The organism is Pedobacter sp. TM02 (genome assembly GCF_059705275.1).
Genome location: NZ_AP046530.1, coordinates 4,244,425 through 4,268,550, shown reverse-complemented (window position 1 = coordinate 4,268,550; position 24,126 = coordinate 4,244,425). Strand labels below are relative to the sequence as shown.

At 43.9% G+C, this 24,126-nt stretch carries 23 protein-coding genes; 9 read left to right on the top strand and 14 right to left on the bottom strand.

Going from position 1 to position 24,126, the window contains the following annotated elements; translation table 11 throughout:
- Positions 1-53 precede the first annotated feature (53 nt).
- The gene (locus tag AC6H1S_RS18440) at positions 54-290 is read left to right on the top strand and encodes a hypothetical protein (RefSeq protein ID WP_497564562.1); all 237 of its coding nucleotides are present in this window, start codon (positions 54-56) and stop codon (positions 288-290) included.
- Between the two features lie 5 nt (positions 291-295).
- Here the strand turns inward: AC6H1S_RS18440 and AC6H1S_RS18435 are convergent, their stop codons facing one another.
- The 6 genes from AC6H1S_RS18435 to htpG form a co-directional block, all read right to left on the bottom strand.
- Positions 296-541, bottom strand: coding sequence for a hypothetical protein (locus AC6H1S_RS18435; RefSeq protein WP_497564561.1), 246 nt, complete (start codon positions 539-541; stop codon positions 296-298).
- Between the two features lie 4 nt (positions 542-545).
- Positions 546-1,136 carry a TlpA family protein disulfide reductase gene (locus tag AC6H1S_RS18430; RefSeq protein ID WP_199137865.1) on the bottom strand — a complete coding sequence of 197 codons (591 nt, stop codon included), beginning with the start codon at positions 1,134-1,136 and terminating at the stop codon, positions 546-548.
- A gap of 30 nt (positions 1,137-1,166) precedes the next feature.
- Positions 1,167-3,734: a TonB-dependent receptor gene (locus AC6H1S_RS18425; protein ID WP_497564560.1), complete on the bottom strand. Its 2,568-nt coding sequence runs from the start codon at positions 3,732-3,734 to the stop codon at positions 1,167-1,169.
- A gap of 256 nt (positions 3,735-3,990) precedes the next feature.
- Positions 3,991-4,680, bottom strand: coding sequence for a DUF4397 domain-containing protein (locus AC6H1S_RS18420; RefSeq protein WP_497564559.1), 690 nt, complete (start codon positions 4,678-4,680; stop codon positions 3,991-3,993).
- Positions 4,681-4,795: 115 nt separating this feature from the next.
- On the bottom strand, positions 4,796-6,013 hold the full coding sequence (locus AC6H1S_RS18415; protein ID WP_497564558.1) for a metallophosphoesterase: 1,218 nt from the start codon (positions 6,011-6,013) through the stop codon (positions 4,796-4,798).
- Between the two features lie 60 nt (positions 6,014-6,073).
- Positions 6,074-7,960 (bottom strand): molecular chaperone HtpG, encoded by a 1,887-nt coding sequence (gene htpG, locus AC6H1S_RS18410; protein WP_497564557.1) that lies wholly within the window; start codon positions 7,958-7,960, stop codon positions 6,074-6,076.
- A gap of 252 nt (positions 7,961-8,212) precedes the next feature.
- On the opposite strand from htpG, the gene AC6H1S_RS18405 reads away from it, so the two are divergent.
- From AC6H1S_RS18405 to def, 4 genes are all read left to right on the top strand, one after another.
- Complete coding sequence (locus AC6H1S_RS18405; RefSeq protein ID WP_497564556.1) at positions 8,213-9,565, top strand: alpha-L-fucosidase; 1,353 nt, start codon at positions 8,213-8,215, stop codon at positions 9,563-9,565.
- A 108-nt stretch (positions 9,566-9,673) separates the two neighbouring features.
- The gene (locus tag AC6H1S_RS18400; RefSeq protein ID WP_497564555.1) at positions 9,674-10,111 is read left to right on the top strand and encodes a hypothetical protein; all 438 of its coding nucleotides are present in this window, start codon (positions 9,674-9,676) and stop codon (positions 10,109-10,111) included.
- Between the two features lie 28 nt (positions 10,112-10,139).
- On the top strand, positions 10,140-11,369 hold the full coding sequence (locus tag AC6H1S_RS18395; protein WP_497564554.1) for a M16 family metallopeptidase: 1,230 nt from the start codon (positions 10,140-10,142) through the stop codon (positions 11,367-11,369).
- A gap of 103 nt (positions 11,370-11,472) precedes the next feature.
- Positions 11,473-12,030 (top strand): peptide deformylase, encoded by a 558-nt coding sequence (gene def, locus AC6H1S_RS18390; protein WP_199137854.1) that lies wholly within the window; start codon positions 11,473-11,475, stop codon positions 12,028-12,030.
- A 151-nt stretch (positions 12,031-12,181) separates the two neighbouring features.
- Here the strand turns inward: def and AC6H1S_RS18385 are convergent, their stop codons facing one another.
- Genes AC6H1S_RS18385 through AC6H1S_RS18375 form a run of 3 tightly spaced genes read right to left on the bottom strand, consistent with a single transcriptional unit; the run spans position 12,182 to position 14,233 of the window.
- Positions 12,182-12,823: a peptidase associated/transthyretin-like domain-containing protein gene (locus tag AC6H1S_RS18385; protein ID WP_497564553.1), complete on the bottom strand. Its 642-nt coding sequence runs from the start codon at positions 12,821-12,823 to the stop codon at positions 12,182-12,184.
- A gap of 53 nt (positions 12,824-12,876) precedes the next feature.
- Positions 12,877-13,122: a NifU family protein gene (locus AC6H1S_RS18380; protein ID WP_199137851.1), complete on the bottom strand. Its 246-nt coding sequence runs from the start codon at positions 13,120-13,122 to the stop codon at positions 12,877-12,879.
- A 34-nt stretch (positions 13,123-13,156) separates the two neighbouring features.
- Positions 13,157-14,233: an Mrp/NBP35 family ATP-binding protein gene (locus AC6H1S_RS18375; protein ID WP_497564552.1), complete on the bottom strand. Its 1,077-nt coding sequence runs from the start codon at positions 14,231-14,233 to the stop codon at positions 13,157-13,159.
- A gap of 119 nt (positions 14,234-14,352) precedes the next feature.
- On the opposite strand from AC6H1S_RS18375, the gene AC6H1S_RS18370 reads away from it, so the two are divergent.
- The 4 genes from AC6H1S_RS18370 to AC6H1S_RS18355 all read left to right on the top strand — a co-directional run bounded on the left by AC6H1S_RS18370 (position 14,353) and on the right by AC6H1S_RS18355 (position 18,101).
- On the top strand, positions 14,353-16,536 hold the full coding sequence (locus AC6H1S_RS18370) for a transglycosylase domain-containing protein (RefSeq protein ID WP_199137847.1): 2,184 nt from the start codon (positions 14,353-14,355) through the stop codon (positions 16,534-16,536).
- Positions 16,537-16,542: 6 nt separating this feature from the next.
- Entirely contained in the window at positions 16,543-17,079 is a 537-nt protein-coding gene (hpt, locus tag AC6H1S_RS18365; protein WP_199137845.1) for a hypoxanthine phosphoribosyltransferase, read from the top strand.
- Positions 17,080-17,203: 124 nt separating this feature from the next.
- The gene (locus tag AC6H1S_RS18360; RefSeq protein ID WP_199137843.1) at positions 17,204-17,863 is read left to right on the top strand and encodes a phosphatidylserine decarboxylase family protein; all 660 of its coding nucleotides are present in this window, start codon (positions 17,204-17,206) and stop codon (positions 17,861-17,863) included.
- A gap of 10 nt (positions 17,864-17,873) precedes the next feature.
- On the top strand, positions 17,874-18,101 hold the full coding sequence (locus AC6H1S_RS18355; protein WP_497564551.1) for a hypothetical protein: 228 nt from the start codon (positions 17,874-17,876) through the stop codon (positions 18,099-18,101).
- 18 nt (positions 18,102-18,119) lie between these two features.
- On the opposite strand, the gene AC6H1S_RS18350 is transcribed toward AC6H1S_RS18355, so the two are convergent.
- The 5 genes from AC6H1S_RS18350 to ffh form a co-directional block, all read right to left on the bottom strand.
- Positions 18,120-19,658, bottom strand: a complete 1,539-nt coding sequence (locus tag AC6H1S_RS18350) for a YifB family Mg chelatase-like AAA ATPase (RefSeq protein ID WP_497566032.1) — start codon at positions 19,656-19,658, stop codon at positions 18,120-18,122.
- A 390-nt stretch (positions 19,659-20,048) separates the two neighbouring features.
- Positions 20,049-20,837, bottom strand: a complete 789-nt coding sequence (locus tag AC6H1S_RS18345; protein WP_497564550.1) for a hypothetical protein — start codon at positions 20,835-20,837, stop codon at positions 20,049-20,051.
- Positions 20,838-20,956: 119 nt separating this feature from the next.
- A complete protein-coding gene (locus AC6H1S_RS18340; protein WP_497564549.1) occupies positions 20,957-21,658 on the bottom strand; it encodes a LytR/AlgR family response regulator transcription factor in 702 nt (233 codons plus the stop codon).
- Between the two features lie 251 nt (positions 21,659-21,909).
- The gene (locus AC6H1S_RS18335) at positions 21,910-22,629 is read right to left on the bottom strand and encodes a hypothetical protein (RefSeq protein WP_199139919.1); all 720 of its coding nucleotides are present in this window, start codon (positions 22,627-22,629) and stop codon (positions 21,910-21,912) included.
- A 121-nt stretch (positions 22,630-22,750) separates the two neighbouring features.
- Positions 22,751-24,085, bottom strand: a complete 1,335-nt coding sequence (gene ffh / locus AC6H1S_RS18330; protein WP_199139917.1) for a signal recognition particle protein — start codon at positions 24,083-24,085, stop codon at positions 22,751-22,753.
- Between the last annotated feature and the right edge of the window lie 41 nt (positions 24,086-24,126).

Here is a 24,126-nt window from a genome sequence, read left to right as displayed (position 1 = left end):
TTTTTATTGTCTAGCCAAGTAGCTTATATTTATGCAAAACCAAACTCTTCGCTATGTTAAAAAAGTCGACTTTATTATTCCTTTTTGTTTTTTTCGGTTCAATTACCACGCTCTTGGCCGCCGATGGCAATGTAGCCAATACGGCTATCGGCAACGGAATTGGCATCGGTAGCGCCTTGGCTGTTGCCATTTGTTGGACAAGGACCAATTCGGTGTTAACCGCAGCCTTAGCGGGCCTTTTCGGCTGGCTTTACGTGATCTATTACCTGATTATCCGAAATAACGAATAAGGGCATTAATCTTCGTCCTCTTCTTCGGGTAGTTCTTTATAGGCCTCTATGCGTTTGCCTATTTCGTTGATTTCAGGATTTTCTTCAAACAAAGGGGTTTCGGTTTGCTCGTCGAGCTTTAGCCAGATTGATTCGGTGTCTTTCTGGATCTGTACATACATTTTCCCGTTTTTAAAAATGGTGTAGGTGTTGTTTCCTTCCGGAAAAACCGCATAACTGGTATTTCCGATCTCTATATCAAATGGTTGCATAATCTTAGTTTTTTAAGGCTTTGAGCTGTTCGATAAAGCCGACGAACTTTTTGCTGGCATAATTGGCGGCGCCTTCGCCCCTATAGCTCAAACGTCCTTTTTTGTCGAACACCACGGTAGTTGGCAACGCTCCTTTAAACAAGGTTTCGGGCAAGTTGCTGGCAAAGTTGTACACAGGCAAAGCATATTTTTTGCGGTCCATGTAGGCCTGCGATTTTGCAAAGTCGCTATCGGCATCCACCAGCAAAAAGACCACTTCACTATCGTTTTTATAGTGCTCATAAAGCTTGTTTACCGAAGGCATTTCGGCTAGGCATGGCGGACACCAGGTAGCCCAGAAATTAAGGAAGATAACCTTGCCTTCCAAATCGGCCAGGCTCAGCGTTCTTCCTTTTGCATCTTTAAACCGAATGCCCGATAAATCGGCCTTTGCGGTAACGGGCTTGGCCGCTACTTCCGGATTGTATAACCCGATTTCCATCAGCCCTCTGATTACAAGCGCTTTTGCCGAAGGCACAAAAAGCAACAAGGCCAATAAACCAATAAACAGGCCATTGATTATATACTTTTTTATCGCAACAGCTTTATTTTTCATCCTTGCAAATATAACGATTATTCGATTGGCTTATTTTGAGCCAAATTGCTGCAAATTGAGGCTTAGGTTAAACGTAAAATAGCGGGTAAGCTGGTTAGACCTGCTGTCGACAATCGAGTTGCCTGAAACATAACGCGACAGGTTGTTGCCTTGCTTTAGCAAGTCGTAGCCCTGTATACTAATGGTAGCCGATTTCTTTTTAAAAAAGGCTTGGCTGATGCTGGCGTTAATAATCAGCGGATTGTTATTGCCCAAAGCATAGCCCGAATTGATCCTTTTAGAGCCGTTTAAGCCTACATTCAATCCCTTAAACAGGTTGGCGCGTGCAGTGAGGTTAAAAAACCAGTTCTCGATGTTTTTAATGTTTTGTTGCTGCAACGAATAGTTATTGGTGCTCAGGCTATAGCTTACGCTTCCGCTTGCCGAGAACTTCTTGCTATTGTAGCCGGAATTAAGGGCTTGGCTAAAATTAACGCCGTGGTTAAAGAGCTTTACGTTATCGGTAAACGACACATTTTGCGAATAGCCCACGTTGCCTCTGAGGCCAACATTGTATTTCCGGTTGCCAAAGGGAAGGGTAAGCGCGTAGTTCCCATTTACGTTGTAAGTTCCGTTGGTGTTTTCGTAGTGGGTTTCCTGTTTTAGGCTATTCAGGGTATCGCGCCGCAAAATTACGTTGGTTACAATCTGGTTCTGCACGGTAGAAGCCCCAATGCCCAACTGTAGCGATTTGCCGGTTTTTAAGCCTACCAGGTTATAATTCATGTTGATGGCATGACTGAAAGACGGCTTGAGTTCGGGGTTTCCGATAACTATGTTTTGCAGGTTCTGTGTGTTTTTTACCGGTTGCAGCTGATAGAAGCCCGGCGCCCGGCTGCTGCCATTGTAATAGGCCGAAAACGAGTTGGAGGGCGATATGCGGTAACTTACGTTAAGGGTAGGCGAGTAATTGAGCGTGCTATTGCTGATGCGTTCGTTACGGTCTTCGTATTTGCCCCTCATCAAGTTGGGCTGTGCGTTAATGCCCAAGTTGTAGCTCAGTTTCTTGGCGTTGTAGCTGTAGCTGATGCCTGCACTCTGCGTGATATTGGTAGAATGGTAGCGATTGCTGAGCGTATCAACATAATGCGAAATACCTTGCGCATCGGTTACATAGGTAAGCAGCGAATTTTCGACATTGCCTACCGAAAAATTGTAGGATATGTTCAGGTTTCGCGAAGCTATGGTATCTTTTTTCCCCAAGGTTTGGCTAAAGCTCAGGCCCCCGCCTAAATTGGTACTTTTGTTCTGGCTATCTATCAACCTATTTAAAATCGAGTCTTTAACCATAGCGCTGCTATTGGGGTCGTAATAAGTGGTGTGGCTGTTGATTTGCTGATCGCTGCTGGTAACACCCCGGCTAAAATTAAAGTTAAAGCTCACGTTATTCCTACTTTGCTTAAAACGTTGCGACCATGAGCCGCCGACATTGATATTCGGCGTACGGCTAGAAGATCTGTTTTCATCGTTCAGGTCTTGTTTTACGATGCCGCTTTGCCTAGAAAAGCTTTGACTATTGCTCGCTCCCTTGTTTTGAGACAAGCCAAGGTTAATGACGAAAAATCTTTTTTTGGTAGACGACTGTATGCCCCAGGCGAGGCTATTGTTGTTGCTTTTGTTATTGCCGTTGCTTCCTGTCTGATTAAAAATCGTACCGAGGGTATTCGTGGTCTCAATCAGCGACTCGCGTTGGCTATCGCTTTGCATATTGCCAAAATTATAATTGAGATTGCTGTTGATGTTCTTGCCAATCTTGTCAAGATAACTGCCATTGGCGCTGCTGTTTTTGCTGCTTCCCGCGCCGTTGTTGGCCTTGTTAAAGCCGCCATTAAAGCCAATTTGCGTTTGGTCTCTCCAGATATTGCTGTTGAGCTTTGCCCCGTACTGGCTGTTGGTGCCACCAACGGTACTTATGGTGCCAAATACACCTTTGTCCATACCCGGCTTGGTTACAATGTTGAGCATTTTGATAGGTTCGCCCACCTTGATGCCCGTAAAATTGGCCTGATCGCCATAATCGTCTATCACTTGTATTTTGGCCACGATGCTAGCCGGTAGCTTGCTGATAAAATCTTTAACGTTATTGGTAAAGAAATCTTTGCCGTTTACCCGGAGCTTGGTCATTTCCTTGCCCATGGTTTTTACATTGTCGTCGCCGTCAACCTCCATGCCCGGCAATTGCTTTAGCAGCTCGGTCACCCGATCGTCTTCCATTACATTAAAAGCGGCCGCATCGTACTCGATGGTATCTTTCTTGATCCGAATGGGCTGGGGCTGGGGCCTGATGACAACCTCCTTGAGCATTTCGCCCGCATTTTTGAGTGTAACAGGCGCTAAAGTCGTGGTCTTTTCTTTGAGTTCGTGCAATGCCCCATAGCGCTCGTAACCGATGATACTGATGTTGAGGGTTACTTTGGAGGCCTTGATATCCTTAAAACTAAAACGACCGTCTTTGTTGCTGGTGGTTCGGAGCGTATCCGCACCTGCGATCAGCAGGATATTGGCTTCGCCGATGGGTTTGCCTGCCGTATCGATGATGCTGCCCCCGAGCTTGTGCAAGGTTTGGGCCCTTAATTGGGAGAGGCCACAGCTCAATGCAATCGATAAAATTAAGACAAATCTGAAAAGGTGCATTGAGGCTTAAGGCAATAATCAAAACAAACTTAATGCTTAGTTTCAACTAAAAAAATAGCTTTCACCAATTTTAACATTAGTCCTCAAAAATTAAAAGGCCACAAGCCAGGGTTCTTCGGTTCGAGCCTGTAGCTTGCGGCCAAGAAAAAGGCTTCCGAACTAGTGGGAAGCCTTTGGTGAACTATTTGTGTGTAAAAATAGTGGCACCGAATACGGTTGGGCCATCAACAGATGCCTTTAGGCCCCTGGCATAAATAGTATAGATTTTGCCACTCTCTACGTTGATATTGGTTAGCGTAGCCAAAACAGCACCTGTAGCCTTGTTTTTAATGTTGAAGGTTACAGAAGCCGCCGCATCAACCGCCTCGAAAGTACTGAATTCCTTGAAGGCTTTATTGGTCGCCAATGGATCGGCTTTGCCAACGATAGCCAAATCCAAGGGATCAGAATCGGGGCTTAAATTCACAAAACGAACTTTTGCCTTTCCGGTTGCTGGCGTAGTCAGGTCGTCTTTCAACAACAAGAGCTTCACATTGTCTAGTTTATCAATAACGAAAAGCGAATAGCCGAACTGGGGTTCCATGCTGATTACCTCGGTTCTTAGGTTTAGGCCGCTTCCTTGTTTGGAAATGTCAACTTTTCGGTTGCCAGAATAGGCATTTGCATAATCCCATTTGTCGAGGTAGGCAAAATTGTTATTGGTTACCTTGCCATTATCGATAAAAACATCCAGTTTTTCGTCAGTAGGCACAGCGTTGATGAGGCTTAAGCCCGAAAGCTGTACGGGCGTAGACTTTATCTTTGAACATGAAGCGAAAGCAATAGAGAGCGCAATAGCGGCAATGATAACTTTGTAATGGAGTAATTTCATAATTAAATTTTAAGGTACTTGTACATATTGGTTAATGGCCATTAACATATTACCAACCTATACGGCGCCAATGGGCCAAACGCTACAAGCCCCTTATTTTTTATGAAATTTTTGGCTAGGCTCTTTTAAGGGTAATAACCGTTACCTCTGGCCAAATGCCCACGCGTCCCGAAAAACCGATAAACCCAAAGCCTCTGTTTACGTTCAGGTATCTTCCGTTTTCTGCTTTGATACCCGCCCAATGGTTGTAGCGGAATTTAACCGGGCTCCATTTGATGCCAAAAGCCTCGATGCCAAACTGCATGCCGTGCGTATGTCCGGCCAAGGTTAGCTGTATTTTTGAGGGATTGTTTTTGACCTGTTGCTCCCAATGCGACGGATCGTGCGAAAGCAGTACCTTAAATTCGGTGGTGGTGGTTTGCTCCAGTGCCTTTTGCAGGTCGCCACGCTCGCCAAAACCGAGCCCCCAGTTTTCTATGCCCGCCAAAATAATGTGCTCGCCTTCTTTTTGCAAGATTACGTGTTCGTCGAGCAACAAACGGAAACCCAATTCGGCATGGTATTTTTTCAACTGCGCCAGATTTGCCCTTTTAGCCTCATCGCTTGGCCATTTTACATAATCGCCATAATCGTGGTTGCCCAATACCGAGAACTGGCCGTAGCGTGCCTTGATTTGCGAAAAATGACCAATCCATGGCTTGATTTCTTCGGCTTTGTTGTTAACCAGGTCGCCGGTAAACACAAATAAATCCGAATCCTGTTGTTTAATCAGGTCGATACCCCTTTGCACGGCGGCCTGGTTTTTAAAGCTGCCCGCATGTACATCCGAAATCTGGGTAATGGTAAAGCCATCGAAAGCCTTGGGCAAATCGTTGAAATGCAAAGTATGATGGATTACCCGATACGCATATTTGCCCCGTAGCATTCCGTAAACGAACAAGAGCACACTTAAACCGAAAAGCACCAGGCCAAAATCTACCCAATAAGGATTTCTAACCGGCGCCAAAAACCGGTGGTTGCCAATGAGATGAACCGTACCTGCCAACAGCCGATAAACATCGCCAAACAGCAATACCACGGCAAAGAGCAGTTCGCTTACCAAAAGCACCAAAAAAGCATGTGCCGAAATTTTGAAGGCCGTACCCAGTTCTCTGCCACGGCTGTAAAAAATAGAACCCGCCAAGGCAAGGGTTACAACGACTACGACCGACCAAAAAATGGCCAATACGTAATACGGAACCACCAGCCTCAAGCCCTCCGTTACGTAGGCGTTTAACAAGGCAAAAACAAATAAAAATATGGCTATGGGAGCGAATTGAAGTCTTCTTCTCATAAAAAGGCATTAAAAAGCGAAAGGGTGTTTTGATTAAAACACCCTTTCTTATTTCGGTTATTAGATCAGCTCTACGCTGCGGTTAACAAAATCTGTCAATTCTGCTCCAGTAAGCATGCCTTGCGAAAGCAGGGCCAAGTCTACAGCCTGTTTAGCGTATTTGCTTTGCTCTTCTTCATTGGTTGTGGCCAAAATCTTGCCTACCAATTTGTGGTTGCCGTTAATGGCTACCTTATAGCTATCGGGCATGTTGCCATAAAAACTCATGCCTCCGCCCATTTTGGCCATATCTTTCATGCGGCGCATAAATTCGTCCATGGTAATGGTTACCGGCGCGTCGTCTGGACTTAAGCCTACCACTTCTACGCTGAAGCCTGGTTTTACAATGGCTTTTTCGAAAATGGATTTCACCTGGGCCGACTGCTCATCGCTCAATACTGATTCGTGCAGCTCGTCTTTTTCAATCAGCTGGTTGGTTACACTGGCGTCAACACGTTTAAGCAAGGTTTTTTCCAGTTTTTGCTCCAGGCTGCTTACAAAATGGCCATCGATAGGCGAATTCATCAGCAACACGTCGTAGCCTTTTTTATTGGCGGCCTGGATAAAACCGTCTTGTTTATCAGGATCGGTAGTGTACAGGTAAACCAACGAACCGTTTTTATCGGTTTGCTCGGCCTTGATTTTTTCCTTGTATTCTTCTAGGGTAAAGTTCTCATTTTGTGTATTGGTCAACAAAGCGAAATCTTTGGCTTTTTCGTAGAATTTCTCTTCGCTGATCATGCCATACTTCACAAAAAGACCGATGTTGCTCCATTTTTCTTCGTAGGCCTTACGGTCTTTGTTAAACAGCTCGGCCAGTTTATCGGCTACTTTTTTGGTGATGTAGCTGTTGATCTTTTTCACGTTGCTATCGGCTTGCAAGAAGCTTCTCGACACGTTCAACGGAATATCCGGCGAGTCGATTACGCCATGCAGCAACATCAGGAACTCTGGCACGATGTCTTTTACTTCGTCGGTAATAAACACCTGGCGGCTGAACAGCTTGATTTTGTTGCGTTGCAGATCGAAGTCGTCTTTTACCTTAGGGAAATAAAGCACCCCTGTTAGGTTAAACGGATAGTCTACATTCAAGTGGATCCAAAACAAAGGCTCTTCCGAAAAAGGGTAAAGCTGCTTGTAAAAATCGAGATAATCTTCGTCTGACAAATCTGCAGGCGCTTTGGTCCAGATCGGATTGGTGGTATTGATAATGTTGTCTACCTCAACCGATTTGTATTTGGTTTTGCCTTCTTCGTCCTGTCCGTCTTCTTCTTGTGTGGTTTTGGTGCCGAATTTAATTGGCATTGGCAAGAATTTGGCGTATTTATCCAAAATCTCCTGCAGCTTGTGTTCGTGTAAAAATTCCTCCGATTCGCTGTTGATGTGCAAAATAATATCGGTACCCCTGGTGGTACGGTTACCGTCGGCAATCTCAAATTCGGTGCTGCCATCGCAGGTCCATTTGGCCGCGGCTGCACCTTCCTGATATGACAAGGTTTGGATTTCAACCCAATCGGCTACCATAAATGCAGAGTAGAAGCCCAAACCAAACTTGCCGATAATTTCATTGGCATCTTTGGCGTCCTTAAATTTCTCTACAAACTCGCTGGCGCCCGAAAAGGCAACTTGGTTGATATATTTTTTGATTTCTTCGGCAGTCATGCCCAAGCCATTGTCGCTAATGGTAATGGTTTTGGCTTTTTCGTCAAGCTTTACTTCTACCAGAGGTTCGCCTAGCTCGCCATTGTACTGGCCCAAGGCCGCCAATCGTTTTATTTTTTGTACCGCATCAACTGCGTTAGAAACCAATTCCCTTAAAAAGATCTCATTATCCGAATACAGGAATTTCTTGATGATCGGGAAAATGTTCTCCGTGTGTATGGAAATATTTCCTTTTTCTGTTGTCATATTTTAATTTCTAATTTTTTGATTATATCCTTACCCATCAAGCCCTGTTCCAAAATGTGAAACAGGTCAAAATGACAGCGAATACGGTAAAACCTGTCAAACATCCTGCCGACCAAAACCTTGCTCAACAAGCGTTTATGCCCGGAAAGGCTACTACTTTAGGTGTAAAAAGCATAATCATTTGCCAATTGCGCTTAATTTTAAATGCAGGCTTCTGGTTATCTTGTATACCTCTAACCAAATCATCAAGCCATGAAAAGAAAAACACTGTTATGCCTGCTTTTTGCGATAGCCGTTTACACCGCCGCATTTTCGCAACAAAAAATAGGGACCGAAAGCCCTGAAGCTAAAATAAAAAGAATGGAATGGTGGACCGATGCCCGTTTCGGCATGTTTATTCACTGGGGTTTGTATGCCTTGCCGGCGCGCCATGAATGGGTAAAAAACGCCGAACGCCTCACCAACCAAGACTACGAAAAATATTTTCAGCAATTCAACCCCGATCTTTTTCAGCCAAAAGTTTGGGCCAAGGAGGCAAAAAAAGCAGGGATGAAATATGCGGTACTCACGACCAAGCATCATGAAGGTTTTACCCTGTTCGACAGTAAATTTACCGATTATAAAGCCACCAATACGCCGGCCAAAAGAGATCTGGTCAAAGAATTTGTAGAGGCCTTTAGGGCCGAAGGCATTAAGATAGGTTTTTATTACTCGCTGATCGATTGGCATCACCCCGATTTTACGATAGACCGGATGCACCCGCAAAGACTGGTTAAGGAAAGCGATAGTGGCTATGCTGCCCTAAACAAGGGAAAAGATATGGCCAAATACCGCAAATACATGTACAATCAGGTTACCGAACTGTTGAGCAATTATGGAAAAATAGACATCCTTTGGCTCGATTTCTCCTATCCGGGAAAGTACGGCAAGGGCAAGGACGACTGGGGCTCGATAGAATTGCTTAAACAGATCAGAAAATTGCAACCGGGTATCATTGTCGACAATCGTTTAGACCTGAAAGCGTATGAAGACGGACAGGATTTTGAAACACCCGAACAAGTGGGCACCAAAGAGCTCGAAAAATACAGGGGAAAGGTGTGGGAAACCTGCCAAACCTTTTCAGGCTCTTGGGGCTATTACCGCGACGAAAACACCTGGAAAACCCATCGCCAGTTGTTAGACCTGCTCATTACTTCGGTAGCCAATGGCGGCAACCTGTTGCTGAACGTAGGGCCTACTGCCCGTGGCGAGTTTGACTATAGGGCCACCAATGCCTTGGATAGTTTAGGCTCTTGGATGCATGCCAATTCCAAATCGATTTACAACTGCACCTTCGCGCCAAACGAATTTAAGGCGGTTGAAGGCACCAAACTTACCTATAACAAAGAAGCCAGAAAGCTGTATGTGCATTTATTCGATTATCCGAAAGATGGCAATATGGTGTTGGAGGGCTATAGAGACAAGGTTGCGTATGCCCAATTTCTGCACGACAACTCAGAGCTTCAAACCGACCTGAACAAATCGACCGCTAGCAACCTGGTACTTAAGTTGCCCAAGAAAAAGCCCAATTTCGAAATCCCCGTTATTGAGCTGACTTTAAAATAAACCGACCTAATATCTTAACATATCCAAGGGAATATTTTCGATAATAGAAAATATTCCCTTTTTGTTGCTTTACCGAATTCCTGAATTTTTGATTATACTTACACTTGCATGAAACAACAACTTAAAGTAATCCAACTGATCCATACCGCTTTTTGCGTGGCTGTATTTACATTTGGCCTGATTTCTTTTTTTATTATTCGACAGGAAATCCATTTTGAAGTACCCAAAACACTGGAAGATCTGGTTTTTCCTTTGATCAGCATTTTGGGCATTGTCTTTGGAAGCATTTTGTTCAATAGGCACTTGGGCAACATCAACTCGCCCGAAAACAACGGCTCGAAACTGATACAGTACCAAACTGCTTTTCTAATAAAATGTGCTTTTTTCGAAGCTGGGGCATTGGCCAATATCGTGGCCTTTATCATGGCCGGAAATGCCTTCTTCATGATTTTTGCTGGCCTGAGCTTTCTTTTTCTGGTCATGAGCAGGCCTACTGCCAGCAAGGTAGCCGATACCCTAAGTTTACAGGATACAGATATTTTATAACTTAAATTGCCGTAGCTTTGCGCCTTCAATGGAATATAATGTTCATACTTTAAGCAACGGCATCAGGCTTTTGCACGTTCCTTCGGCATCACCGATTTCTCATGCCTGCATTATTGTCAATACGGGATCGAGAGATGAAAGCGATGCGCAAATGGGCCTGGCCCACTTTATCGAACACCTGATTTTTAAGCGGACCGAAAAACGCAATACCAACCAGATCTTAACCCGGCTGGAAAGCGTGGGTGCCGACCTGAACGCTTATACCACCAAAGAATACACCTGCATCCATGCCTCTTTTCTGCATCCCTACCTCGACCGCACTTTAGAGCTTTTTAACGATATCGTTTTCCATTCTACTTTTCCAGAAGAGGAAATAGAGAAGGAAAAAGGCGTCGTGCTCGACGAGATTACTTCGTACCTGGACCAGCCCGAAGAAGCCATTAACGACGATTTTGAAGACCAGCTTTTTGCCGGACACGCCTTGGGGCGCAACATCCTAGGTACTCCTGATACCGTAAGCGCACTAAGCCAAAAAGATATCCATCATTTTATCCGCCAGCATTACCGTACCGACCAAATTGTAGTAGCCGTTTTGGGCAACTATAACCTTACGAAGGTGGTTAAGATTGGCACCAAGCATTTCGAAAGCGTACCTGCAAATACTGGACAAAGCAACCGAATGGCTCCACAGCAGGCGCTGGTGCAAAACCTGGTGTCTAACAAGCAGATTATGCAGGCGCACTGCATGATGGGCATACAGGCCTATTCGCTGCATCACCCTTATAAAACCGGGCTTTTGCTGCTCAACAACATTTTGGGCGGTACCGGCATGAGCTCTATCCTGAATCTGCAGCTGCGCGAAAAACACGGCATCGCTTATACCATCGAAACCAATTACAGCCCTTTGAGCGATACCGGAATTTTTGCGCTTTATTTTGGCACCGACAAAGAAAAGGTTGACAAAGCCCGGAGCCTTATTTTTAAGGAATTTAGAAAGATAAAGACCAATCCCTTTACCGAAATCCAATTGCACAAGGCCAAGAACAAGTTTATCGGTCAAATTGCTTTGGGCGAAGAAAACCGGATCGGATTGATCATTTCGATGGCCAAAAGCCTGATCGACTATGATCGGATTGACAGCCTGACTACCGTTTTTCAGAAAATCAACGCCGTAACCACTGCAGATATGCAAAACATTGCCAACGAGATGCTGGACGAAAAGAACCTGAGCTCGCTTGTTTTCTATCCTGTCGACTAGTTTCATTCAGACGGAATACAGTATACTCAATTATGATGGGCACCATGCCATTAGGGCTGACGCTCCCGAATACCATATAAAATCTTTTTCGTATTTTTGCAACATGAAATTACCTATCGTAGCCTACGGAGACCCTGTTTTAAAGAAAGTTTGTACGCCAATAGACGAAACCTATCCTGATTTGCAAGCGTTGATCAGCAATATGTTCGACACGATGTACAATGCCAATGGCGTAGGCCTGGCCGCTCCACAAGTAGGTTTGGCCATCAGGCTGTTTGTTGTTGATACCCGTGCCGACGAAGACGAAGAGCCTTTCAAAAAGGTATTCATCAATGCCGAAATTTTAGCTGAAACCGGCGAGCCTTGGGCTTTTAACGAAGGTTGTTTAAGTATTCCCGAAATCAGGGAAGACGTGATGCGCAAACCTAACATCCTGATCCGTTACTACGACGAAAACTGGCAGTTGCACGAAGAAGAGGTAGGCGGATTTCCAGCTCGTGTAATCCAGCACGAATACGACCATATTGAAGGCAAGTTGTTTACCGATAAGCTGAGCTTGTTGCGCAAACAGTTGTTAAAAAGCAAGCTGGAAAACATTTCGAAAGGCAACGTACGTACCGACTATAAAATGCGTTTCCCTAAGCAAAGCAAGAAAAGGTAGAGCTTAATCGGTAGCTAAGTCGGCATTGCGCCAGTAAAGAAGTGCCTAACACAGGCCATCAAGGTTTTAGTAAGCTTTGGGCTCGCGCCTAGCAAGCAGCCATTCTCCTTCTTGGCAAGGTGGGACTAATCATCCCCATAAAAAAATGCGTTTATTTATCTTCGCTGCGAGCCTTGTCGCCGGCAAAGATTTCCTGCATGAGCCTGCCCCAGGCAAAAGGATTAAGCAGTGGATTGGTTTGGCGCATGTTGGCATTCACCATGCGGTCGAAGTTGTAGCGGTAGTTACTGTTGCTAACTTCCTGTGCATCTCTTGGCAAAGTAAGGGTCATGCCCCTAATGCTGGTCCTCGACAGGTTTTTCTTAGCAATAGCCATATCGTCATCGGCTACCTTCATAGACAGAAAGTCTTTGGTAAATTCTTCTACCGTAGCCCATGGGTTTACACGTACGGTTTTTAAATACACAATTTCCGATTTCATCTTGATCATCGCCGTGTATTTATGGTCGGCTATTTCGGTAGGCAACACAAAGGTCTTGCTGGTAAAGCCTACGGCCGAAAACAGCAGAGTATCGCCTGGATGGACAATAAAAGAAAAATAGCCCTGGTAATTGGCAGCATATTTCTGCTCTTTGTTGCTCAGGTTGGTAATGGTCACATAAGGTACAACAGAATTGCTGTCAGCCTCGGTAATAATGCCCGAAAACTGCACCAGTTTATTGCTTTTGCCTCCGTCTTGCGCAAAAACAGCGGCCGAAAACAGCAATAATATGATGGTTAGACAGTACTTCATTTTACAAAAATACGTGTAAAAGGCTTATTGGCTAGTTAAAATGTGTTAAAAAACTATTCCTGTTCGGCCAAATCAATAGCCACAACACTTTTAATTTCTGGCACGGCTTTCATGATCGCTTGCTCAATGCCGGCTTTCATGGTCATAAAACTCATTTTGCAGGAGCTGCAATTGCCCAACAACCTCAATTTTACGACATGTTCCGGCGTAATCTCTTCTAAGGCAACATTTCCTCCATCGGCGATTAAATAAGGCCTAATGGTTTCTAATGCTTGCTCTACTTGTTCCGTTAAACTCATCTTATATTTTTTAAAGTATAAAAATAGTAAATTTTTAGCAATTCGCCGCTTGTACGTTGTGTATAGAAACCTGCTGTGCCATTTTGCCTGCAATTTCGCTAAAGGCCAAAGCTACTGGGCTTTGCGGGTCTGTAGCTATCGGTTCGCCGTTATCGCCGGCAGCCGCTACGCTTTGCACCAACGGAATTTCGCCCAAGAAAGGTACTCCGTACTGTTCGGCCAATGCTTTGCCACCATCTTTTCCAAAAATGTAGTATTTGTTCTCAGGAAGCTCTGCCGGTGTAAAGTACGACATGTTCTCGATAACCCCCAATACCGGGATGTTAATGCCAGGCATCCTGAACATGGCCAGCCCTTTTCGGGTGTCGGCTAGGGCTACCTGTTGTGGCGTAGTTACAATAACCGCACCCGCTATCGGGAAGCTTTGGCTGATGGTAATGTGGATATCGCCGGTTCCTGGAGGTAAATCTACAATCAGGTAGTCCAATTCGCCCCAATCGGCATCGTTAAACAGCTGCTTAATGGCATTGGAAGCCATTGGCCCGCGCCATGGCACCGGCTGGTCTGGATCGGCAAAAAAGCCCAAAGAAAGCAACTTGATGCCATATTTTTCGATCGGTAAAATCAAAGTCTTGCCATTTTCGACTTCCCGTGCGCTTGGCTTGGCTCCAACCAGCCCGAACATAATCGGCACCGAAGGCCCGTAAATATCAGCATCAATCAGTCCAACCTTGGCACCGTCTTTGGCTAAGGTAACTGCCAAATTGCTGGCCACGGTTGATTTGCCGACGCCGCCTTTGCCCGACGAAACCAAAATGATATTTTTAATGGCGTTCAATTGCGTGGTATCTAAAGGTTTGGTAACCCTGGCCGTAATGTTGATATTGATTTCGGCATCGGGCGTAACAAAATGTTTAATGGCATTGATACAGGCATTTTTCAGCATGTCTTTCATCGGACAGGCCGGGGTAGTCAGCTCTAACGTAAAGCCTATGGTTTGACCTTCGATTTTCAGGTCTTTGATCATGTGCAACGTAACCAGGTCCTTTTTCAGGTCGGGGTCCTCTACATGTCGTAAAGCGGCTAAAACCTGCTCATTGGTAATTATCATCCCCAAAATTAACAAAACATAGGCATAAATAATTTGTGATAGGCCTTTTTGTTGTAATTTTAACACGAAATAAACATTTGCCCAAGGCGTTTGTTTAACAATAATTTCTACATTAGTTTATGCAATTCCCTCAAATTAGAATTCCTAAAAAATATATCAAGATTGGCGCCTGGGTTTTGGGTGTTTTTGCATTGGTTCTTGTTGCATTGGGTGCGGTGGCCTATGGCAAGCGGGAGGCGTTGCTCAAAAAAATGATGGCCAAGGCCATTGCCAAAGCGGATAAGGACTACGGACTGGAAATCAAAATCGGATCGGCAGGCTTTAGTGGCCTAAGTGCCGTACGCATGCAGCACATTTCGGTAGTGCCCAAAGACCGCGACACCTTGGCCACCATTAACGATATTACAGTGGGCGTGAAGCTCTTTCCCCTTATTTTTGGCAACGTAAAGCTGTCTGAAATCAACCTCAGCGAAGGCAAGCTCAATGTGGTGCTCAAGGATTCGCTTACCAACCTCGATTTCATCCTGAAAAGAAAAAAGAAGGACAGTACCAGCAACTCGAATAAAGTAGCCCTCAGCGATTTGGCCAGCAACCTGCTAAACGAGGTCTTCTATAAAATTCCCGACGACATGCAGCTGAAGAACCTGATGATGCAGCTGAACGACAACGATACCGCTACACTCAAATTCCTTACCACTTCGGCTACCATAGATGGTGGCGAGCTCAAATCGAACATTACCGTAAACGATACGGCGGCTACCTGGCACATCAACGGCAAACTGAACCCCAGCAGAAAACGCCTCAACATTATGCTTTATGCCGATGGCAAAAAAGTAGAACTGCCTTACATTGAACGAAAACTGAGTACCAAAATCAACTTCGATACCGTAAGGACCGAGATGAAGGAAGCCGATTTTAGCGGTGGCGACTACAAAATATCCGGATCTTGGAGTGTCAAAAACCTACTGATCAACCAAAAACGCATTTCCTCGGCCGACATTATCGTGCCGGATGCCAAAATTGATGCCGATATGCTGATTGGCGACAACTTCCTTTGCCTGGATAGCACTTCTACAGTTTACCTGAAAAAGGCTTCCATCCATCCTTTTCTCAAATACACCTTGTCGCCCAACAAAATTTACGAGATGAAGCTCAAGGCCGAAGAACAGGATGCCCAGGCTATTTTCGATTCTTTTCCATTGGGATTGTTCGAATCGCTAGAGGGCATGCAGGTGCAAGGCAAATTGCGCTACAACCTCGATTTTTACCTCGATACCGCTATTCCAGACAGCGTAAAGTTCAACTCTACGCTCACCCCAACCAATTTTAAAATCGTGAAATGGGGCAAAACCGACCTGCAGAAAATCAACAGCGATTTTGTGTACACCCCTTACGAATACGGCAAGCCGATGCGCAACATTACCATTGGCCCGTCTAACCCCAATTTTACACGGCTGGATGAGATTTCGCCCAATTTCAAAAATGCCTTGCTTACTTCTGAAGACCCGTCGTTTTTTAGGCACCATGGCTTTGTGGAAGAATCCATCCGCAAATCCATCGCTGTAAACTTTAAGGAAAAGCGCTTTAAACGCGGTGGCAGTACCATTTCTATGCAATTGGTGAAAAATGTTTTCTTGAGCAGGCAAAAAACATTGGCCCGCAAAGCGGAAGAGATTTTGATTGTTTGGCTGATTGAAAACAACAAGCTGGTGAGCAAGCAGCGCATGCTCGAGGTTTATTTCAACATTATCGAAATGGGCCAAAACGTGTATGGAATTGGCGAAGCTTCGAGGCATTATTTTGGCAAGACTCCTGCAGAACTTAGCATAGGCGAAGGCATTTTCCTGGCCAATATTGTACCGAAGCCCAAAGTAGCTTTGTATAAGTTTATGAGCGACGGAAGCTTAAAAGGCTATTTGTTGCCTTATTTTAACTTTATTGGAGGCACCATGGCCAGAAGAGGGCTAACGCCAGCCGATACCAGTGGCTACGGTTTTTACAACGTTCGCCTGCGTGAGGGCTTAAGGCAGTATTTGCTGCCTGATTCGACGGTTGTTGATACCACTGCTGTTGATGCCGACGAAGACGGCATGTTACCGCCGGCCGCCATGCAAGACAAAGGCAAAAGCTTGTTCGACCGTTTGTTTGGTGGCAATTCGGCCAAAAAAGATACCGCGGCGAACAATAAAGCCATGATTAGACCCGATACCGTTAAAACCAAAAAACAATTGCGCCAAGAACGTCGTGAACAGCGCCGAAAGGAGCGCGAGCAGGAAAAGGCCAAAGAAAATGGCGCTTCTTAAACCCAGATGAATAAAATACAAGTAAACAACAAAGACTTCGAAATCTTTCTCGAAAACGATGCCATTGGCAAACGGACCCGCCTCATTGGCATACAGCTGAACCTGGATTACGAAAACCGCTGTCCGGTTTTTATAGGCGTGCTCAATGGCAGTTTTTTGTTTATGGCCGATCTGCTGAAAGAAATCGATATTGCCTGCGAGGTCAATTTTATCCGCGTAGCTTCTTACCATGGAACCGAAAGCAGCGGAAAGATCAAGGAAACCTTTGGCCTGCCCAGCGACTTGGAAAACCGCGATGTTATTTTGGTAGAAGATATTGTTGATACCGGATTAACGCTGCAGTACATCCTGGAGAAGGTTTACGCACAAAAGCCAGCATCGGTAAGTATCTGTAGCCTGTTGCTTAAGCCTGCGGCACTCAAAGCCCCCATAGCAGAACTGAAATACGTGGGTTTCGAAATACCCAACGAATTTGTAGTGGGTTATGGGCTCGATTACGATGGGCTTGGCCGAAACCTGAAAGACATTTATAGAGCCATATAGATTGGCGATTGTAGATTTTCGATCGTAGATTGTGTATGCTGGACCACTTAAATTGTAAATCTAAAATCGTAATTCGTAAATTCCCGCTTTTTTTCCGAGTTTTGCCATATTAAACCCCAAAACAATGACCATACACAAAGAAGGCTATACCAGCATTGCGTTAACTGTTCTGTTTATCTTTTTGCTCAACGCCTTTGTTGACTATAAATTTGCCGATTTAACCTGGCTTCGCTGGCTGATTTACATCGTGTCTTTTGCCCTCTTCATTATCGTGCTGCAGTTTTTTAGGAACCCTAAAAGAACGTTTACCAATGGCGAAAACCTGGTGATATGCCCTGCCGATGGTAAAGTAGTGGTTATTGAGGAGACCGAAGAAGGCGAATATTTCAAAGACAAACGCCTGCAGGTTTCTATTTTCATGTCGCCGGTAAACGTACACATTAACCGCAACCCGATTTCGGGCGTTGTGAAGTTTTTCAAATACCATCCGGGCAAATATTTAGCCGCCTGGAACCCCAAATCGAGTACCGAAAACGAAAGAACCACCGTAGTGGTTGAACATAAAAACGGCACACCGGTATTGTTTAGGCAAATTGCAGGCGCATTGGCCCGACGCATTGTATGGTACGTGAAGGAAGGCGATCAAGTGGTGCAAAACGAGCAGTTTGGCTTTATCAAATTTGGTTCTAGGGTCGACATTTTCCTGCCTATTGGCACCAAGGTAAACCTGCAGCTGGATCAAGTGGTAAAAGGCGGTATTACCGTATTAGCCGAACTTAGCTAAACCTAACCCGATGAAAAAAATAGCCCTAGCTTTGTTAATGACGGTCGCAGGTTTTGTTGCCCAGGCGCAAACCAAGGCTCCAAAAGCCACTCCCGTTAAAAAGGAAGCCTGTTTAAGCAAAGGCAAATCATGTTGCAACGACAAAGCGCTTTCGGCCTTGAGAAGACCCGTTGCCAAACCTGCCATGAACATTACAAATACCGCCTCGTCAAGTCTTGTCAAAAAGCGGCATAAGTAAAAAATAAAGCATCTTGCCTCATCCCGCCCAGGTTTCTCTATCCAGGCTTCTGTAATGGATGGCTTCGGCGAGATGTTGAGTGTTGATCTGTTCGCTTTCGTCTAAATCGGCGATGGTTCTGGCCACCTTCAAAATACGATCGTAGGCCCTCGCCGAAAGCCCCAGTTTTTCCATCGCCATTTTAATGAGGTTTTGCCCGGTTTCGTCTATCACACAAATTTGCCGCACCATGTTCGAGCTCATTTGTGCATTGGCATGCAGATTTTTCTGGTTTTTAAAGCGTTCGCCCTGGATGGTTCTTGCGTTGATTACGCGTGACCTGATCTGTTCGCTTTTTTCGGTTTTTCTATTGGAAGCAAGTTGCTCAAAATTAACCGGGGTTACCTCCACATGTAAATCGATGCGGTCTAACAAGGGACCGGAAATCTTGCTTAGGTATTTCTGTACCACACCCGGAGCACATAAGCATTCCTTATCTGGATGATTGAAAAAGCCACAAGGACAGGGATTCATAGAAGCCACCAGCATAAAGCTGGCAGGATAGGCCACGGCAAATCTAGCCCTTGAAATATTTACCATTCGATCTTCTAAGGGCTGACGCATTACCTCGAGTACGGTACGCTTAAATTCGGGAAGTTCGTCTAAAAAAAGCACGCCATTATGAGCCAGTGAGATTTCGCCCGGTTGCGGATTTATACCACCACCCACCAAAGCCACATCAGAAATGGTATGGTGAGGTGCCCGGAAAGGGCGCTCGGTTAAGAGGGCCTGTTTGGCTGTGAGCTTGCCTGCTACCGAATAAATCTTGGTGCTTTCTAAGGCTTCCTGCATGCTTAAGGGGGGCAGGATGGTTGGCAGGCGTTTGGCCAGCATGGTTTTGCCGGCGCCAGGCGGTCCAATTAAGATGACGTTATGCCCGCCCGCGGCGGCAATCTCCAAGGCACGTTTAATGTTTTCCTGTCCCTTTACGTCAGAAAAATCATGCTCATAAGCATTGGTTTCGGGAAGAAACTCTTTTGAGGCATTTACAATAACCGGTTGGGGAGCTGATTTCTCATTGAAGAAATCTATGACGTCTGATAAGGAGGCCATGCCATACACGGATAATTGGTTTACAATTCCTGCCTCGCGCGCGTTAGCCTTGGGAAGGACAAAGCCGGCAAATCCGTCGTTTAGGGCCTGTAATGCAATGGGTAAAGCCCCTTTGATGCTTTGTAGGGCGCCATCTAAAGAAAGCTCGCCCATGATGAAATATTGGTGCAGCTTGGTGGCGTTTATCTGGCCGGAAGCCGCTAAAATGCCTATGGCAATGGGCAAATCGTAGGCTGAGCCTTCTTTCCTGATATCGGCTGGAGCCAGATTGATTACGATTTTTTGTCGAGGCATGCGATAGCCGGCCGTGCGTATGGCGCTTTCTACCCTAAACAAGCTTTCTTTAACGGCATTATCAGGCAGGCCTACCACAAAATACTGCGTGCCACTGTCTATGCTTACCTCGATGGTAATGGTGAGGGCATCAACCCCGCAAACGGCGCTTCCATAGGTTTTTACGAGCATAATCTTGAAACTAGACAATGCTTTGGCCATTTGCAAAAAGCAAACGGCTTATTTGAAAAATTCAATTAAGGGCTAATTTTTTTAATTGGAGAGGGCGTAGTTTTTCGCTTCTGGAAAAGATAGTCTTTGCAAAAACTCTCGGTAAAGAGCCGAGCTAAATTACCTAATCGTTAACAGTTAGGCTGTCGTTGTTGCCTTACGTTTTACGAAAACATAGTAAATAACTAGATGTAAGATAAAACTGGCGGAACTAATCGCTAAAAGAACGGTGCTGCCGTCTTTTATAAAAGCAATAAATCCCATGATAAAAAAAATGGTAATTGCTACCATAGCAATATACACTTTGTACTTTAGGTATTTAATCATAATTATAGATTTATGTATTTCATTTTATATAACCGGTAAACATGCAAGAATAGATACACCTAAACACACTTCAGGAGCAACCGTACATGCGATAGTACAAACTAGATCACTTCCACAATGCTTTATAATAATACATTCTAAACATTTATAATAAGAAATCCCTTTTTTGAAGCAATCTTCGCCACTCTCACCGCCACCTCCTGGAACTACCAAAGATGTATTATTTGCTTCGGCACTAAATAATTGAAAACCAGTTGATTTCTGCATTACATTTTCATCACTTGACACTTCAAACTTGGACAAATTAAATTTATTATCCAAGTCAAACTGCATAATTAATTCGTTCTCGGAATTGGTGAAGTTGTAATGTTGCACGTTGTTTGTTACTTGATTTACTATAATTTTTGTCCAAATAAAAGCCCGATTATTCTGGTAAACGTTTAAGAAGCCCCTCTCTGCTCCGGATGTGTATGGAATAGTAATCATGATGATTTTACTGTCAACAATAGTGGTTTTTTTCACGTTGTTTTCATCTAACACAAAATTGTTTTTTTCAACATATTGATTCCATTTATCATAACTTCTCAGCATTTCAAGATAGTCGTTCTGATAGCTAATTAGATATGTACTTAGAATCCGCTCTTGTATGTCGATGGAATTAGGGTTTTTTGTCGCTTTAGAATTGTCATCGATTCTTTTGTAGATTAATTTTTCAGCATTCCTGTCTGAAATCGCGTCAGTATGGCTTTTACATGCGGTGAGACCCATAGAGCCTACTGCAAAAAGCAGTAGGGCTAATAGTTTTTTTTTCATGATTGAGTTTTTGTTAAGTTTTTAATAAGGTTTTTATCAAAAATATAATGACAGACATTGGTAAGAGAATTTTTTCATGAATAGGCATATTCAACGACCAAACGCGGTTATTGTACGCATTACCCTTGCAATAATTTCATCACCCCATTTCTATAAGCCTCGCCTAATGGAATTTGAATGCCATTTTTAAGTGTTATTTGATTTGCTTCAAGGGTTTTAATAGCGCGGATATTTACAATGTACGCTCGATGTACTCGGATAAATGCTTTTTCAGAGAGTCGTTCCTGTATCTTTTTAATACTCATATTAATAACGACCTTTTCATTTATCAGGTTTATACATGCGGAATGCTCGTTTGCTTCAATATGGGTTACTTCTCCTAATTCGATCTGGATGATCTTTCCTTTTAATCCAGGATTTACGAAAAGCTGAGCCTTGTTTATTTCTTTTTGCTCATTAGGGTTCGATAAAACTTTTCCTCGTATTTTGTTCGCACATTTTAAAAGTTGTTCAAACGTAAATGGTTTCAAAAGAAAATCTACTACATCTTTTTGAAAGGCCTGAAGTGCATACTTTGAATGTGACGTTATAAAAACAACAATAATGCTTTTATCTAGCATATCAATGACATCCAAACCAGAAAGTTCTGGCATCTCAACATCCAGAAAAACAATGTCCGGCTTTTTCCCTTTGTTGATTTCATCAATCGCTATTAGTGGATTAGTATGGTATCCAATCATTGTAAGGAATGGTATTTTCTCAATGTATTTAATGATTGCATTAATGGTGTGCACATCATCATCTATGATATAAGAGGTCATTTTAGATATGTATGTTAGATAATTTATATTCGACTATCGACAAAAAAATTAGAATAAATTTTAATAGAGAGATAAATATGTAATCGTAATATCATAAACAGCGCTTCCATAGGTTTTACGAGCATAATCTTGAATCTAGACAATGCTTTGGCCATTTGCAAAAAGCAAACGGCTTATTTGAAAAATTCAATTAAGGGCTAATTTTTTTAATTGGAAGGAGGGTGTTTTTTCTTTTTGGGAAAGCCGGCTAATCATTCCCTATTTAGCCACAAGGATTTATAGAAGTATTTATATGAAGTATTCTTGATATCTTCAAATGAGGTTATGATGTTGATGACGTTCGGATCTATTTCATCATAATCATCCTTTAGAGGTTGGTGATTTACAAAAGCAAGCAAAAGAGGCTCCATGTTAAGCTCCTCGTAAGCTTGTAGCAGGTGGTTGCCTTCAACAATAAAGTAATAGCCATAGAGTTCTTGCCCACGATATTGTTTGGAATAAAGATAAACATTGGGTGTGGCGCCATTTAAAATAGCCTCTTTTAATGCATTGACCTTTTTACGGTCCAAATCATTAGCCGATTTAGTGCAAACTACGATGGTTTCTTGTTTTAATGGAGTTCCGCATATCAGCTCACATTCACCATTGCTTTGAAGCTGGTATTTTATAAAATCACTGCTATTGATATGCGTAACATAATATTCTCCAGATTCGAAAGAGGCCAATACATCTGCTATGCTTGTGGAGCTATTTTCGTAGAACTTGATTTTTTTCGAATTGATGACCTCATCCAGTTTGCCTAGCGCTAAGTTGATGTTCGAGTTGCAATTGATATAATAATCGTTTTCCACTTCTTGGTGAGGACCGGCTACCACAATACAGCCTAACCTATTCTCAAAGTATAGCGATATGGTTGTGCCATCATATCGAATTTTAATCAAGCTATTTCCTTCAATATTGTAAATAATCATTTTACTATAATTTTGGACCTGCGGATTTTAACCTAAAATAGCTATTCGAAAGCTTTGATGCAAAAACAAAACCCCCAAAGCCTAGCCTTGAGGGTTCGTTTCGTGTTTTTTAGCTAAAAGTCTAGCGCTGCGGCATTTTAGGCATGTTGCGCATCATTTTGGCAGCGGCGGCCGGGTTAGAGAATTGTTTCATCACCTTGCGCATGTCTTCAAATTGTTTAATGAGCTTGGTTACATCTTCTACCTTGCTGCCCGATCCTTTGGCAATGCGTAGCCTGCGGCTTTGCTGAATGCTATCTGGGTTTTCTTTTTCGAATGGGGTCATCGATTGGATGATGGCCTCCACGCCTTTAAAAGCATCGTCGTCTATGTCAACGTTCTTCATCATCTTGCCTACCCCCGGAATCATGCCCATCAAATCTTTCATGTTGCCCATTTTCTTGATTTGCTGGATCTGGTTGTAGAAATCGTTGAAGTCGAATTTGTTCTTGCGGATTTTCTTTTGCAGTTCGGCGGCTTCTTTCTCGTCAAACTGCTGTTGTGCACGTTCTACCAACGAAACCACGTCGCCCATGCCCAAAATACGTGAAGCCATCCTGTCTGGATAGAACACGTCTAAAGCTTCCATCTTTTCGCCGGTACCGATAAATTTGATCGGTTTGTTCACTACCGATTTGATCGAAAGTGCCGCACCGCCACGGGTATCGCCATCCAATTTGGTAAGCACCACACCGGTAAAATCCAGTCGGTCGTTAAAAACCTTCGCCGTATTTACGGCATCCTGACCGGTCATGGCATCTACCACGAATAGGATTTCGTGGGGCTTGGTTTGGGCCTTTACTTCCGAAATTTCGTTCATCAGGCTTTCGTCAATCGACAAACGGCCGGCGGTATCGATAATGATGACGTTATTGTTGTTCTTTTTACCTTCGGCAATACCTTCTAGGGCAATGGCAATTGGGTCTTTCGATTCTTTGTTGGCATAAACCGGCACGCCAACCTGTTCGCCCAGTACCTGTAACTGGTCTACCGCCGCAGGGCGATAAACGTCGCCGGCTACCATTAAAGGCTTTTTACCTTTGCTTTTAAGGTGCAGGGCCAATTTTCCGGTAAAGGTGGTTTTACCCGCACCGTTTAAACCGGCAATTAATATGATGGTAGGGTTGCTCTTCAGGTCAAGATCGGTTACCTCGCCGCCCATCAAGGCCGTCAATTCGTCGTTCATGATCTTGGTGAGCAACTGGCCCGGAGAAATGGAGGTCAGTACGTTAGCACCAAGCGCTTTTTCCTTCACCTCGTCGGTAAAGGTTTTGGCTGTTTTATAATTTACGTCGGCATCTAGCAAAGCTTTCCTGATTTCTTTCATGGTTTCGGCCACGTTGATCTCGGTAATGCTTCCTTGTCCCTTTAAAACTTTAAACGCCCTGTCTAGCTTGTCCTGTAAATTTTCAAACATAATTGGTTACAAATTTTTGTAAATGCAAAGATATTGTTTTT